This window comes from Flavobacterium fluviale (genome assembly GCF_003312915.1).
In the GTDB taxonomy this organism is placed as follows: Bacteria; Bacteroidota; Bacteroidia; order Flavobacteriales; family Flavobacteriaceae; genus Flavobacterium; species Flavobacterium fluviale.
The window spans coordinates 3,040,741-3,055,477 of sequence record NZ_CP030261.1 but is presented as its reverse complement, the minus strand read 5'-3'; the positions used below and the strand labels follow the sequence as shown (position 1 = coordinate 3,055,477).

Genomic DNA, 14,737 nt, shown 5'->3' with positions numbered 1-14,737 from the left:
GATATGGAAGTTAAATTTTCGACAATTAATTCCTGATAATACAATAATTCGTATCATAAAATGTTTATATAGAAAGACCTATATCGGTCATTTTTTAACAATTATACCCCGAGATTAATATTTACAAGTATGAAAAAAATATTTTTGATAACTGCTATTACTGCTTTTTCAACGCAGATTTATGCTCAGGAATTAAACAATAAATTCAAATCGATTCCGGCAAAAGATCCTGCCGTAAAAGAAGTTATTCCGCCTAAAGAAGTTTCTCCAAAAGAAAATCCGCCGGCAGTTGTAGAAAAACCTGCACCACTACAGGTTAATCCAGACGAATTATTCAAAGACACCAACCTTTACAAACAAGAATCTAATGTTGAAGGGATTTTTTATAGAAGAAATCAGTTTTTAGGAAACTTCAACACCAATGCGGTTACTTCTACAGTTATGTACAGAGATGCTGCTTTTGTAGATGGCGATAAAGTAAAAGTATATTTAAACGATAAAGTTATTGAGCCTGAAGTTTCTTTAGATGGCGAGTTTAAAAGCGTAAAAATAAATTTGGTTAAAGGAATCAACAAAATTGATATTGAAGCTTTAAATGAAGGATTTGCATCTCCAAATACTGCCGAATTTAAAGTTATAGACGACAAAGGCGCAGTTATTTCTGCCAGCGAATGGAATGTTGGAACAGGTTATAAAGCTGTAATTGTTTTAGTTAAAGAATAAAATCTTCATTCGAATACAATTCAAAATCATAAAAAACACTTAAAACTGCTGACTTCAGCAGTTTTTTATTTGTATATATGTAGTTAACTACGTAGTTTTGTACCTATATTAAATTTTGAAGTACAATGCACATTCAGCCAATACAAAATGAATACGAAAAAGAAATCGTTGATTTGATTTTAAACATTCAGCAAAAAGAATTCAACGTTCCCATTACAATAGAAGATCAGCCGGATTTATTAGAGATTGAGAATTTTTACTTTAAACCTGGAGGAACTTTTTTAGGTGCTTTTATCGATGGAAAATTGGTTGGAACTATTGCTTTGGTAAAATTCAATTCCGAAGCGGGTGCGATTAGAAAAATGTTTGTCAAAAAAGAATTCAGAGGAAAAGAATTTGCAATTGCACAGCATTTATTAGAGCAATTAATTGCGTACAGCGAAGAAAATGGGATTAAAAACTTATATTTAGGAACTGTTTCTATCTTGCAGGCAGCTTTGCGCTTTTACGAAAAGAACAATTTTGTTACGATTTCAAAAGAAAAACTGCCAGTTGATTTTCCGTTAATGAAACCTGATAATGTATTCTGCCATTTGCAGCTAAACTCGAAGTAATGAATATAATTGACGAAATTGGCATATTGGCCCTATCAACACGACTACAGCGTTTAAGCGAACAATTACGTAAAGACGGAGCCTTGGTTTATAAATCTTTCGATATTGATTTTGAACCTAAATGGTTTCCTGTTATTTATACGCTTCATGTAAAAGAAATGCTCAGCGTTGTAGAAATTGCCACTGAAATTGGTTACAGCCATCCGTCAACAATAAGTCTGCTTAAGGAATTAGAAAAGCAAAAAATAATCAGTTCCAAAAAAGATAAATTGGACGAACGAAAAAGATTAATCTTTCTTACTGCAAAAGGAAAAGAATTGGTTTTAAAAATGCAGCCGGTATGGAGTATTATGAAAAAGACTTTAAATGAAATTGCAGATAACCAAAACAATCTTTTGAAAGCCATCGAAGAAGCCGAACAAAAATTAGCCAATCAAGGATTTTTTCAAAGAATATCTGAACTCAAAAGCTGATATTATTCTTTACCTGTAATCTTTTTTCTGTGTTTGAAACCCCATTTTGCCAGCGAATCTATTACTTCTTTTAAAGTATGACCGTATTCTGTGAGTTCATATTCGACAGTTATGGGCTGGGTTTTTAATACCGTTCGGGTCACCAATTGGTTTTCTTCCAGATTTTTTAATTCCCTGCTCAGCATTTTTCCCGAAATTCCTTCGACTTCCCGTAATAAATCGGTAAATCTTAAGGTGCTAAAACATAATGAAGCTATTATAGAAATTTTCCATCTTCCATTCAAAATATCCATGGCATCGTGAACCGCCATAATATTTTTATTGCATGCTTTTCTATCGTGTTCTGGCTCTTTTATCATAATTTGTTAGTAAGTTACCTCGATGTTACAGTTACTTTTGGTAATCAGATGACAAAAATACACTTAAAGTTTTTACATTTGAATGAAATTTTAATCAACTGAAAAAAAATGGCCTTAATAGATGCACTAAAGTGGCGTTATGCTACTAAAAAAATGAACGGACAAGCGGTTCCGCAAGAAAAAGTAGACTATATTCTTGAAGCAGCACAATTAGCTCCTTCTTCATCTGGATTACAACCTTACAAGGTTTTTGTAGTTACAAATCAAGAGTTAAAAGAAAAACTTAGAGCCGTTAGTTTTGACCAAAGCCAAATTACCGATGCTTCTCACGTATTAATCTGGGCAGCTTGGGATGGTTACAGCTTAGAAAAAATAACTGTTGTATTTGACAAAACTATTGCAGAAAGAGGAATTCCTGCAGACGCAATGGATGAATACAAAGCAAGACTTTGGGGAATGTACGAACCTCTTGGACAAGAATGGCATGCAAACCATGCTGCGAAACAAGCTTATATTTCTTTTGGTGTAGCGATTGCAGCTGCTGCAGAACAACAAGTAGATGCAACGCCAATGGAAGGTTTTATTCCTGCCGAAGTAGACAAACTTTTAGGTTTAAGCGAACAAGGTCTTAAAAGCGTTTTAGTTTTACCTCTTGGCTACAGAGATGAATCTAACGACTGGCTGGTAAACTTGAAAAAAGTAAGAACACCTAAAGACGAATTTATCACAGAAATCAAATAAAAAGAATATTTTTTTCTTTTTGTTAAAATTGCTTCTGAAATTGCAGATAATGCTTTTTTAGAAGCAATTTTTTATTTTAAGTATTTCATTTCTAGACGAAATAAAATTCAATTCTAGAAATCCTTAAAAACCTCTTCTGCCGAAGCATTATTATTTTACATATCAAACAAAAAATAGGTACAAAAAGCGGATAATTAAATAATATGTTATAATTAATTTTGTGCAATCCAAAACAATTCAATCTTAATTACAACACATTAAAATTCTACATTATGTCAGATTTTTTAACCCAATTTGGTGAAGACCTAAAAAAAAACGTCCCAGGTTTTATCGCAGTTTCGGTAGCTGAAATCGCAAGTGGTATGTCATATTATTCTCAATCTGTTGTTGCAGATTTTGATCCAGAATTAGCATCGGCTTATAATCTAGAAGTGGTTAAAGCAAAAATGAATGCAATTAAGGCTTTAAATCTACAAGGCCAGGTTGTTGATAACATTATGATTACGCTAAGTTCTCAAATGCACATTATCGACGTATCTGACAATCAGCAGTATTTTATTTATCTAGCAGTAGATTCTACTAAAGCCAATTTAGGAATGACGAAATCTATTTTAAATAAGTACAAGAAAGAGATCGCGACAAAACTGTAGTACCTGTAATTTTTTGCCCCGAAAGGAATATTCACTCTGAATGTTCCTTTTTTTTTACCTCAGAGCTTCGAACTTGTATAAAAGTTAATATATTTAGACAAAAAAAAAGAAGCTGACAATATGGAGCTCCGCGCCTATTTTGAAAAATACCCAGATGAAGCTACTTGTATCGAGGAGCTTAAAAATAAGCGTCTAGAAAACGGACTGACGTGCAGAAAATGCAGTCATGACGTTCATTCTTTTAGAAGAAATGATCTTAAATTTCAATGCCGAAAGTGCGGCAACCGCATTAGTCTTCGCTCTGGAACGGTGATGGAAAATTCCAATTTACCGATCAGATACTGGATGATCTGCATTGAATTAATGACGCTGACACACCGGAAAATTTCTATTCTTAAAATTCAATATTTGTTAGGACACAAAAGATACGAACCCATATGGCTGATGGTGCAGAAAATTCGTCTGGTAATGAAAATCAGAGACGAAAAGTACCGACTAAGAGCCTACTCTGAATTCGATCCAGAATTCCTCCAAAAAATAGACAAAATGACTATAGAGAAGAAAAAAACAAAAAGCGCCTCAGATTAGGCGCTTTTTGTTTTTAAATGCAGATGTAGATTATAATGTCAAATGTCAATGTCAATGTCAATTTCAATGTCAATGTCAATTTCATCATTAACAATCAACCATAAACAATCAACTATCAACCATCAACCATCAACCATTAACAATTAACAATCAACCATTAACAATTAACCATTAACTCCTTATTTTTTCTTATTCTTTTTTGCTTTAGATCTTTTGGCTTTTTTCTTAGCTATCTTTTTTGCTTTTGCTTTATCTTTTGCTTTTTTCGCTTTATCTTTCTTTTTAGCTTTTGCTTTAAGTTTTGCTTTTTTAGCTTTTTCTTTCTTTTTGTCTTTCGCTTTTTCTTTTCTTTTAGCAGTTGCTGCTTTTTTCTTTTTCAGTTTTTCTTTTTTCTCAGCTAATTGTTTTTTCTCTTTTTCTTTCATCTTTTTATTCTTCTTTTTGGTTTTAGATTTATCTTCACTTTCTTCAACAGAATCTTCATCAGTTTCTGACACAGCGTTTTCTGCTGCCTCTTCTTCGATTTTCTCCTCTTCAATTACTCCCGCAGGTTGTTGAGCTTTTTTAGAAGATCTTTTAGTTTTAGGTCTTGGCTCTGAATCAGCTGCTACTTCAGCTGAATTATCTTCTAAATTTAGGTTTGAATTTTGCTCGTTTTCATCATTAGAGATAACTGGATTAGCATCTACCTCTTGATCAAGTTCATTCGTAAGTACATTTTTCGTCATTATTATCTTAATTTTTAAATTTTAATTTAATTAATTTTGAATTATACTATTTTTCAATGTTATCAAACTGTTAAATTAACATTAAAAAATAATAACCAAAGATAGACTGAAAAAGACATTCGCCAATGTTAAGTTTTTCATACACAACAAAAACTCAATACAATCATTTAAAAATCAACATCTTACCCAATGTTAAGTTTTTCATATAACAATCTTGGAAGGCAAACAAGCTTTTATAAGCTATTAAAAGCGTGTTTAATTTTAGAGAAATAAAAAACAATTTGTATAATTTCGCCTTTCAATACTAAAAAGCTTCTTCATAATTCTTCTTTTTATAAATGCACGACAATTTAGAATACATATCAAGTCAGCCTAAACAAAATATTTCGGATTTTGTGGATAGCTTTTGGTGTATTCGTAATACATCTAATGAAACTCTAGAAACAATTGGTCTGCCGGACGGCCGTATTGATTTGTCTTTATTTCAATCTTCTGAAGAACCTTTTAGAATTACGCTTCTTGGATTAGGAACCAAACAATATGAAAAAGGCAGAATTCCTGCCAACAGTCTTACGTTTGTGATCAGTTTTAAACTTCCTGCAGTTGAATATGTTTTGCAGGAATCTATAGCAGGAATTGTAAATAGCGCTAAAAATTTAGAGCTGGATTTTTGGGATTTTAACAAAAGGGATTTAGAAGATTTTGAATTGTTTTGCAAAAAAGCTTCACTAAAAATTGAATCACTTTTGCTGAAAGAACTAGAAACTCGAAAACAAAAACTCTTCAAACTTGCCTATCAAACAAATGGCTCTATGACGGTAAGAGAAATGTCTGAAAAATCCGGCTGGAGCAGCCGTCAGATTAACCGTTATTTTAATTCGTATTTCGGAATTTCATTGAAAGAATTCTGTTCTATTCTTCGTTTCCGTGCTTCCTTGGAACATATCGCAAAAGGAAAACTCTTTCCAGAAGAAAACTTTTCGGACCAAACACATTTTATTAAAGAGATCAAAAAAATTTCAGGTTCACTTCCTAAAGAGCTCTTTCAAAACAAAAATGACCGATTTATACTATTATCGGCTCTTTCTTCAAAATAATTTTGCTGCATAGATTTTTAAAAATCAAACTATGCTGTTACAAAATAAAAAAGTCGCCATTGTTGGCGGCGGAATGGGCGGTTTAATTCTTGCCCGACTTTTACAAATGAAAAACATCAATATAAACGTTTACGAAAGAGATCTTAATGCAGAAGTTCGAGTACAAGGCTCACCACTAGATCTACATGAAGATTCGGGTTTAGAAGCAATGAAACGAGCTGATTTATTGAATGAATTTTACGCCAACATTCGTCCAAACGCTAGTAAAGCTCGAATTCTAGATAAAGATTTCAATCTTCATTTTGATGAACATCAGATTAAAGAAACTGCTTCCGCATTAATGTCAGATGAGAAAAATTCACTGCAGGACATTTCAAAACCGCGGCCAGAAATAGATCGTTCGGTTCTTCGCAGCATATTATTGAACTCACTTCAGCCAGAAACAATCAGCTGGGACAGTCAATTTATTGCAATGGAAAAAGAAAACGAAGGCTGGAGAATGCATTTCAAAAACGGAAAAACCATTTACGCCGATTTAGTAATCGCCGCAGATGGTGCAAACTCTAAAATCCGCCCTTATCTTTCTTCAGAAAAACCTATTTATTCTGGAATTACAATGATTGAAGGAACTATTTATAATGGAAAAGGAAACGCCTCAAACCTCTTTGAATTTTCTAAAGGCGGAAAAGTTCTGGCTCTTGGCAATGAACAAACAATAATGTACGGAACTAAAGGAGATGGCTCGCTTATGTTTTTATTAAGCAGCAAATTACCCGAAAATTGGATTACGGAAAGCGATTTAAATTTTAAAGACAATCAAAAGATTTTTGAATGGTTTAAAGAAGTTTATAAAGAATGGAGTCCGAAATGGCATGAACTTTTTAAGAGCAATGAACTGTATTTTATACCGCGTCCGCAATATTACTTCCCTGTAAATCAAACCTGGGAGACTCAAGCCAGCTTAACAATGATTGGAGATGCTGCACATCGTATGCCTCCTTTTGCTGGTAAAGGGGCAAATCTAGCGATGCTTGACGCCGTTGAACTGGCAGATTTTTTAACTAATGATCATGTTACAGAAATTAAAACTGCAATTTTAAATTTTGAAAAACGAATGCTGGATCGTGCCGCTAAAGCTTTGAATGATACTCTGAACAATGGAGAACAAATACACTCGAAAAATGCTTTGCAGCATTTAGTTTCCATCTTCGAAAGAACAAACCAAACAATTATAATTACTCCGAAATCTAAAGTTTAATGAAAGTTTGTAATTTTCTATTCGCACTCTCTTTTGCACGTTTTATGACTTTTGATTTGGACCAAAAAATAACTGATTTAGTTTACAAAAAGACAAAAAAAAAAATAAAATTAAGAGCAATTCTTAGTGGTACTTTGAGCAAAGGAGATTGGGAACTTTACTATAAATTTGGCAAGACTTTTAATTATCCAATTAATTATTGAAGTTTAACACACATCCATTCTCCTTTCAAAATTAACTTATCATCTGAAAAAGCTTCTCCAGACTGTTTTATGATTTTTTCGCTTAAGCGGATATTCTTAACTACAAATTTAACCAGTTTATCAAATTCAACACCTGCAAAAAATTCAATTTTATCCATGCTTACTAAACCGAAAACGCCGTCTGCAATACCTAAAAGTTTTACACCAGCACCGCCGCATTGCGCCATTGCTTCTATCAAAATTGTTCCTGGAACATAATTAAAATCTGGAGAACTTCCTTGAAGCCAGCTGTCTTCCTGTGTAAAAGTATTTAAACCGATAATTGTATCGGTGGTGTAAGATATAATTTCGTCAACAAATAAAAATGGGGCTCTGTGCGGAATTAAATCTTCAATTTTTTTATTCATGATTCTTGTAATTTTCAACAATTTACGAATCTGAACCGAATTAGCCAATTTTTTAAATTATATCTCTGTTAGATGGAAATCAAAATCGTCGACTAAACTTAAAAAAAAACATCAATATCTACATCAAATTTTATTATAAATCAGATCTAAGATGACGAATATTTTCGTAAAAAGAGGTAAAGAATACTCTAAAGTTCATTCAAATATGGTACTAAACTTTTTAATTAATTAAATGCGTATAAATACTTAATAAATAAAACATTAAAAACAAACAATAGATAAAACCTATAATGCAAATCAGTTAAAAAATGCAGTTTTTTACTACAAATTTTATTTTTAATTTCTAGCTAAAAAAGCAGTAAAAAACATTCAGGTGTATGGATAAGGAATTCGAGAATTCTAAATGATTATTTAGTCCTAACTTCATCAAAAAACTATTCAAAAAAACTAAAACTCCGTCAAAAACAGCTTAAAACAACTAAAAGATCTTTTTTGCGCATTTTGTCAGGCATTCCAAACACATTTTAAATAGTGAAGGTTATGCGTTTTAGATCACTTTACACCTTCATTAAAAAAGCTTTAATCTAATAAAAATAAATTTCAATAATTTAAAAATCAATAATTTAAACAACTTACATAAAGTATTGAATTATCATACTCAACTAAGCTTTTTATTGAGCTGGTACTAAATTAAATCTAGTTTGTTCTTTTAAATTAAGTATCATTTAATTCCCAATAATTGATATAGTTCGTCCTTTTTATTTACTGCAGTCGAAATTGTTTTACCATCGATTAACTCTACTATATTTCCATTAAGACTTCTAACCGCTTCGAGATTTAAAATAAAAGAACGCTGTACGCGAAAGAACATTGGAAGTTTCAAAACTTCTTCCAATGCTTTTAGAGTCCCTAGAGAAGTGTACGAAGCGCCATTAATAACAAATTTTAAATAGTCGCCCTGCGCTTCTACATACAGAATTTCATTGAGGAGAATTTTAATCAATTTTCCTTCCGATTTAATAAAAATGCGATCGGAATTTATTTGATGCACAGATGCTGTTTTCTTTAACGAAATGTATTCTTTTGCGCGATTTACAGCTTTTAAAAATCGATCAAAACGAACGGGTTTAACCAAGTAATCTGCTGCACCAGTTTCAAATCCGTCCAAAGCAAAATTGCGATGTGCGGTTATAAATATAATTACGGGCGGATTTGTAAGTGAATCTACTAATTCTAAACCAGTAATTTTGGGCATTTCGATATCACTAAAAATAATATCAATCGTATTTTCCTGCAGATACATCAAAGCTTTTGCAGATTCTCCAAACGAAGCTTTTAATTCCAAATATGGAATTTCGCTGATAAAAGATTCTATTATGTCTCTTGCAATAGGCTCGTCATCTATGACAATGCATTTTAGCTTTTCCATTACTTTCTTAAAACTATTTTTAGATCGACTTTAAAAGTGGAATCTTGGTTTTTAATTTCTAATTTATACTGGTTTGGATAAACTAATTCTAGGCGTTTAAGAGCATTCTCCACTCCTATTCCTCCAAATTCGTTAGTTCGATTTGGATCAAAGTCATTTTCTAAAGAAAACCAAAAAGTATTGTTTTCTATTTTAATATCCAGTTTTACAAATGCATTTCCAGCGTTTTTTAATCCGTATTTAAATGCATTTTCTATGAAAGTAAAAGTCAGCAGCGGTGCTATAAAAAGACCTGCGGTTTGTCTTTCTCCTTCAATTGTAATTTCAATTTTGGCATCATCGGCATAGCGCATTTTTTCTAAGGCGATGTAATTCTTTATAAAATCTAATTCCTTTTCCAGACGGACAATTTCTGTATTCGATTCATACAAGGTATAACTCATAATATCAGACAGATTGAGAATTAATTCTGGAGCCAGATCGTCTTTTCTCACTGTAAGTCCGTACAAATTATTCAAGGTATTAAACAAAAAATGCGGGTTAAGCTGTGCTTTCAAAAAGTCTTTTTCAATTTGAATATTCTGAATTTCCAAAGCCGTTTTTTCTTTCTGTATTTGAAATTTATTATTGTAAAGTCTTGTAATTTCGACCAAAATCTTAGCAAAACAAAAAGGCGAAAGAAGTGAGATAATAATTATCGTCTGCGAAAGCATTCTTTTTAAGGAAACTGCCTCTAAAAAAGTCTGGTCGGCACTCATTTTTATTACTCCTTTTAGTTCTCCAAAAGTAATTTCAAGGCCTAGAGCGTAGTAAAACAAAGAGAAAAAGTATGTAGACGCCATCCAGACAAAAATCGAAATTGGGAAAAGCATCAACAAAAGAATTACAATTCTGGTTTTGTTTCCTGAAAAAATCTTAGGAAGCAGCAGATAAAATAACATATAAAAGACAATGATATTAACTGCTGCCATACGGATAGTGAGCAAAACTGCATCAAAATAAACCAAATGATATCCAATTACATAACTCAAAAACAACAAAACAGAAAATCCTAACCACATGAAAATGTGCATTAAAACTCTATTTCTTTTAGTAAAAAACTGATCGAAATTTACAGAAGCAACTTTGTCTAAAAAATATCCTGAATTAGAAGTGGTATTTGGCATTTATATAATTGTAAAGCAGTTTCAAATATAACTTTTTATAAAATTCTAATGACTGCATTGATTAAATTAATTGTGTTGTGACCGAGAATGGAGAAGATTAAATTTCCTGAGAAAACCCTTAAAACACCTAAGCTAAATGATGATATTAAAGTAAGATATACAATCGTAATGATGTCAAACTTTAAGTGAAAATCCTGATCTAAAATTGCACCGTGCGACACTCCAAATAAGATAGTAATGATCACAAATGACCAGCCCAATTCTACACCGCGGTAATTCCATTTTGGAGCAAAAGCCTTATTTAAAAGCCATAGTGAGATTCCTCTAAGAGCAATTTCTTCTGTCAAACCCGGCATTGAGGCTTGAAAAATAAAGGTTTCTAAATCGAATGCTCCTCCTTTTGGAAACAATATCATTTTAAAAACAATATCAAATAAGGTAAAACCAATAAATACTAATAAACCAAATTTTAAAGCGCTTTTTGGATTGGTTTGAGCAGTAAATCCGATTTGGGTTCTTTCTTCTTTTGAAACTAAAAATAGTATAATTAGGGATAAAACTAAACTCAATATTTTTCCTGACCAATTGAATTTTAATCCCAGAAAATCTAATGGCAACAGCTCTTTTCCGTAATGCTGCAGCAACATATCGCTAATAAAATAAACAACAAAAAGCGCTAAGTATTTAAAGTTTGTTTTTTCTGTTTTGAAATGTGCAATAACAACAAAAGGAGAAATTAATAAGATCCAGAGAAACGGTGATAATGGTGACATAATTTTGATTTTTTAGGTTTTAATTTTGATCAAAAGTATATCTGGAGTATATAAATTAAAAGTGAGATCGGTAGAACTGCTGCATTTCTCCGTGAAAACATAATTTTAGCCGATAAGAGTTAATTGTTGATGGTTAATGGTTAATGGTTAATGGTTAATGGTTAATGGTTGATGGTTGATGGTTGATGGTTGATAGTTAATGGTTAATGGTTGATGGTCGATGGTCGATGGTTGATGGTTGATGGTGATTACGATTCTTGCTTCTTGATCATAATTTTTTAATTTTTAATTTTTAATTTTTAATTTTTTTAATAAAAAAAAGCCCCAAACTTTAGTTTAGAGCTTTTCAATTATATATTTTGCTTGAGTTTAGTCCCAATTATTTGTTTTAGAAACTGCGTATTTACCAGCGCCAGTAAAAAACAATGCAACAGAACCTAAAAGATACAGCATCAATAATTCGTTGGCATAACCTCCGTGTTCGCTGATTGAGAAAATATCTTGGGCATGAGCCGTTGCAATTGCTACAACACAAGTTATAGCTAGTAAAACAGCCGCAATTCTGGTTCTGAAGCCTATTAAAATAGCTATTGGAGCTAAAACTTCACCAATGTAAACAGCGTATCCAAATGCTCCCATGTTTTCAACTAAGAACGAAATACCATGAATAAGTTTGGCAACGCCATGAAAAAGCATTAGTCCGCCAACGCTTATACGCAATAGTAATAATCCTAAGTCTGTGTTTTTTGAAATCATAATAATTTTAGTTTTGGGTTTTAAGTTACTTACGTTTTCACTTGTAAGAGCGACTAAAATACAAAATTTTGTTAGGTTTCAAAGTTGTTATTTAAAATAATTCTAGATAAATATTCTAAATGTTCACAGTCGTTATTTTTAAAACTTGATGGCAATTTTTCCTATCATTTTACCCGATTCTAAAAGTTCGTGAGCCTTTTTTAGATTTTCTGCTGTAAATCCTTTTAAGGTTACATTTAGAGTTGTTTTCAGCACGCCTTCATCTAATAAATCAGCTATTTTGTTTAGAATATGATGCTGCTCAATCATATCTTCTGTTTGATACATGGAGCGTGTATACATAAATTCCCAAGAAAAAGAGGCGCTTTTACTTTTCAATTTGTTTAAAACAACAGGATCGCTGCTTCCTGTAATCGAAGCGATATGTCCTTGAGGTTTAATCAGTTCAACCATTATATCCCAGTAACCATTGGTATCTACAAAATCTAAAATAAAATCTACATTTTCAAAACCAGCTTCGCGGACAGAGGATACTAAATCTTTATGATCTACAACATAATCTGCTCCTTGTTTTTTACACCAATCAATTGTTTCAGGACGCGATGCTGTTGCAATAACAGTTAAACCAGCTATTTTCTTTGCTAACTGAATTGCAATCGAACCTACTCCGCCTGCGCCGCCAATAATCAAAATGGATTTTCCTTTGTCTTTTTCAGCACTGATTCTAATTCTGTCAAACAATATTTCCCACGCTGTCAAGGCGGTTAACGGAATAGTTGCAGCTTCCTGACTATTTAACGAAGTTGGTTTTCTTCCCACAATTCTTTCATCAATAATCTGATATTCGGCATTGCTTCCCGGTTTGGTAATATCTCCAGCATAATACACTAGATCTCCGACTTCAAACAAAGTTACTTTTTCTCCAACTGCCTGTACAATTCCTGCCGCATCCCAGCCAATTATTTTTGGTGTTTCTAAAACTGTGTCTTTTGCACCGCTTTGGCGAATTTTAAAATCAACTGGATTTACTGAAATCGCATCAATTTTTACCAGCAAATCGCGTTCGCCCGGTATTGGTTTTGAAGTTTCAAATTCGATAAAACTTTCTTGGTTCTCTATGGGTAATGAGGTTTTAAATCCTATTGCTTTCATGTTTTTTCTAATTTTTAATTAAAATTATAGTACAAAGATAAGAGGAGTAAAAAATGTATAAATGGTATATTTTAAGCGTAAAACGGTATAATTTCAGCAATTTAATTTAATCTACCTATTTTTCTTTCACAGAGATTTTGGAGTTTTATTTTAAATAAAACCTATCCTAATCTGCTGAGATCTTTTTGATGATGCGTGACGAAATATTTATAAGTAAATTTGTTTTAAATAATACTACAATGAATATCAGAAAAGCCGAAAAATCAGATGCACATTACATTGCTCCTATATTATTATTAGCAATGGAAGATATCATTTATAAATTTATAAAAAAAAATGATTACGCTGCTGCGAAAGATTTTCTGCAGTACTTTATTGAGAAAGAGGAAAATCAATATTCTTATCAAAATTGTTATGTCGCGACAGAAAATAACGAAATTATTGGCGTGGCAGATGTTTATAAAGGAGCAGACATAGAAACATTACGAAATCCGATAATTGAATTCGTAAGGAAACATCATAATCCTGAATTTGATCCAGAGCTTGAAACTCAGGCAGGAGAATTCTATATTGATGCGTTGGGTGTTAATCCGAAGCATCAGGGAAAAGGAATTGGTTCTAAAATACTTCAATTTCTAATAGAAGAATATGTTGACACTAATAAAGAAATATTAGGTTTATTGGTTGATGAAGATAATCCGCAGGCGAAGAGCCTTTATTTAAAACTTGGTTTTAAGGTTGTGGGACAAAAAACTTTAGTTGGAAAGAAACTTGAGCATCTTCAAATAAGTTAGGATAGAGTAACCTCTATCCTTTTTTTATGCACTTTAACGATTATTTTAAACAATTTGACGATGATTATACCGTTATTAAAAAATAACCAGGCGATTTTTCTTTAACCTTTAAAAAAGAAATTCGTTGAATTGATATTGAAATAAATTAGTAACAGAATGAAAAACATAACCCTATTAGAAGCAGGTTTAATTTTAAGAATAGTTTTAGCAATAACAATGCTTTCAGCCGTAGCTGATCGATTTGGAATCTGGGGAGCACCTGGCTCCAACGCAGTAGCTTGGGGAAATTGGGACAACTTCGTTATTTACACCCAGACCTTAAATCCGTATGCGAACAAAGCAACAGCAGAAATTTTAGGCATTGCTGCCACTTTCCTTGAAGTTATATTAAGTCTCTTATTGATTTTTGGTTTTAAAACCCGAATCGCAGCTTTAGGAACTGCCTTTTTATTATTTTTCTTCGGTTTTGCTATGGCTGTTTCGGTTTCGGTTAAAGCTCCTTTCGATTATTCGGTCTGGACAAGCGCTGCTGCCGCTTTACTGCTGGCTAATATTGGTAAAACATCTTACGCAGTTGATAATAGAATTTAGAGTTGATTGTTGATGGTTTATGGTTGATGGTTGATTGCTAATGGTTAATGGTTAATGGTTAATGGTTAATGGTTAATGGTTAATGGTTAATGGTTAATGGTTAATGGTTGATTGTTAATGGTTAATGGTTAATTGTTGGTGGTTAATTGTTGGTGGTTAATTGTTGATTGTTGATTCTTAATTTTTAATTCTTAATTTTTAATTCTTAATTTTTAATTCTTAATTCTTGAATTCC

17 protein-coding genes and 1 pseudogene are annotated in these 14,737 nt (G+C 32.2%); 10 read left to right on the top strand and 8 right to left on the bottom strand.

Going from position 1 to position 14,737, the window contains the following annotated elements:
- The first annotated feature begins 129 nt into the window (after window positions 1-129).
- From HYN86_RS13475 to HYN86_RS13465, 3 genes are all read left to right on the top strand, one after another.
- Entirely contained in the window at window positions 130-723 is a 594-nt protein-coding gene (locus tag HYN86_RS13475) for a hypothetical protein (RefSeq protein WP_113678497.1), read from the top strand.
- 125 nt (window positions 724-848) lie between these two features.
- Window positions 849-1,337 carry a GNAT family N-acetyltransferase gene (locus HYN86_RS13470; RefSeq protein WP_113678496.1) on the top strand — a complete coding sequence of 163 codons (489 nt, stop codon included), beginning with the start codon at window positions 849-851 and terminating at the stop codon, window positions 1,335-1,337.
- On the top strand, window positions 1,337-1,810 hold the full coding sequence (locus tag HYN86_RS13465; protein ID WP_113678495.1) for a MarR family winged helix-turn-helix transcriptional regulator: 474 nt from the start codon (window positions 1,337-1,339) through the stop codon (window positions 1,808-1,810). The genes HYN86_RS13470 and HYN86_RS13465 overlap by 1 nt, the downstream gene beginning before the upstream one ends.
- A gap of 2 nt (window positions 1,811-1,812) precedes the next feature.
- Here HYN86_RS13465 and HYN86_RS13460 read toward each other — a convergent pair whose 3' ends face one another.
- On the bottom strand, window positions 1,813-2,169 hold the full coding sequence (locus HYN86_RS13460) for a winged helix-turn-helix transcriptional regulator (RefSeq protein WP_205334601.1): 357 nt from the start codon (window positions 2,167-2,169) through the stop codon (window positions 1,813-1,815).
- A gap of 108 nt (window positions 2,170-2,277) precedes the next feature.
- Here HYN86_RS13460 and HYN86_RS13455 point away from each other — a divergent pair, with 108 nt between their 5' ends.
- The 3 genes and pseudogenes from HYN86_RS13455 to HYN86_RS13445 form a co-directional block, all read left to right on the top strand.
- Window positions 2,278-2,910, top strand: coding sequence for an NAD(P)H-dependent oxidoreductase (locus tag HYN86_RS13455; protein ID WP_113678494.1), 633 nt, complete (start codon window positions 2,278-2,280; stop codon window positions 2,908-2,910).
- Between the two features lie 272 nt (window positions 2,911-3,182).
- The gene (locus HYN86_RS13450; RefSeq protein ID WP_113678493.1) at window positions 3,183-3,560 is read left to right on the top strand and encodes a hypothetical protein; all 378 of its coding nucleotides are present in this window, start codon (window positions 3,183-3,185) and stop codon (window positions 3,558-3,560) included.
- A gap of 120 nt (window positions 3,561-3,680) precedes the next feature.
- Window positions 3,681-4,142 (top strand): annotated as a pseudogene (locus HYN86_RS13445) (transposase); the annotation flags it as partial.
- A 185-nt stretch (window positions 4,143-4,327) separates the two neighbouring features.
- Here the strand turns inward: HYN86_RS13445 and HYN86_RS21070 are convergent.
- On the bottom strand, window positions 4,328-4,876 hold the full coding sequence (locus HYN86_RS21070; RefSeq protein ID WP_205334600.1) for a hypothetical protein: 549 nt from the start codon (window positions 4,874-4,876) through the stop codon (window positions 4,328-4,330).
- Window positions 4,877-5,214: 338 nt separating this feature from the next.
- Between HYN86_RS21070 and HYN86_RS13435 the strand changes: the two genes are divergently transcribed.
- Both HYN86_RS13435 and HYN86_RS13430 read left to right on the top strand, forming a co-directional pair.
- Complete coding sequence (locus tag HYN86_RS13435) at window positions 5,215-5,973, top strand: helix-turn-helix domain-containing protein (RefSeq protein WP_113678491.1); 759 nt, start codon at window positions 5,215-5,217, stop codon at window positions 5,971-5,973.
- A 31-nt stretch (window positions 5,974-6,004) separates the two neighbouring features.
- Window positions 6,005-7,231, top strand: a complete 1,227-nt coding sequence (locus tag HYN86_RS13430) for an FAD-dependent oxidoreductase (RefSeq protein ID WP_113678490.1) — start codon at window positions 6,005-6,007, stop codon at window positions 7,229-7,231.
- A 196-nt stretch (window positions 7,232-7,427) separates the two neighbouring features.
- Here the strand turns inward: HYN86_RS13430 and HYN86_RS13425 are convergent, their stop codons facing one another.
- The 6 genes from HYN86_RS13425 to HYN86_RS13400 form a co-directional block, all read right to left on the bottom strand.
- Window positions 7,428-7,841, bottom strand: a complete 414-nt coding sequence (locus HYN86_RS13425) for a 3-hydroxyacyl-ACP dehydratase FabZ family protein (protein ID WP_113679944.1) — start codon at window positions 7,839-7,841, stop codon at window positions 7,428-7,430.
- Between the two features lie 721 nt (window positions 7,842-8,562).
- Window positions 8,563-9,270 carry a LytR/AlgR family response regulator transcription factor gene (locus tag HYN86_RS13420; protein WP_113678489.1) on the bottom strand — a complete coding sequence of 236 codons (708 nt, stop codon included), beginning with the start codon at window positions 9,268-9,270 and terminating at the stop codon, window positions 8,563-8,565.
- Entirely contained in the window at window positions 9,270-10,436 is a 1,167-nt protein-coding gene (locus HYN86_RS13415) for a sensor histidine kinase (RefSeq protein ID WP_113678488.1), read from the bottom strand. The genes HYN86_RS13420 and HYN86_RS13415 overlap by 1 nt, the downstream gene beginning before the upstream one ends.
- Window positions 10,437-10,471: 35 nt before the next feature.
- On the bottom strand, window positions 10,472-11,209 hold the full coding sequence (locus HYN86_RS13410) for a CPBP family glutamic-type intramembrane protease (RefSeq protein ID WP_113678487.1): 738 nt from the start codon (window positions 11,207-11,209) through the stop codon (window positions 10,472-10,474).
- 369 nt (window positions 11,210-11,578) lie between these two features.
- Window positions 11,579-11,965: a DoxX family protein gene (locus HYN86_RS13405; RefSeq protein ID WP_113678486.1), complete on the bottom strand. Its 387-nt coding sequence runs from the start codon at window positions 11,963-11,965 to the stop codon at window positions 11,579-11,581.
- A gap of 138 nt (window positions 11,966-12,103) precedes the next feature.
- Window positions 12,104-13,117 (bottom strand): zinc-binding alcohol dehydrogenase family protein, encoded by a 1,014-nt coding sequence (locus HYN86_RS13400; protein ID WP_113678485.1) that lies wholly within the window; start codon window positions 13,115-13,117, stop codon window positions 12,104-12,106.
- 239 nt (window positions 13,118-13,356) lie between these two features.
- Here HYN86_RS13400 and HYN86_RS13395 point away from each other — a divergent pair, with 239 nt between their 5' ends.
- The gene (locus HYN86_RS13395; protein WP_113679943.1) at window positions 13,357-13,911 is read left to right on the top strand and encodes a GNAT family N-acetyltransferase; all 555 of its coding nucleotides are present in this window, start codon (window positions 13,357-13,359) and stop codon (window positions 13,909-13,911) included.
- 156 nt (window positions 13,912-14,067) lie between these two features.
- A complete protein-coding gene (locus tag HYN86_RS13390; protein WP_113678484.1) occupies window positions 14,068-14,502 on the top strand; it encodes a DoxX family protein in 435 nt (144 codons plus the stop codon).
- Window positions 14,503-14,737: the final 235 nt, after the last annotated feature.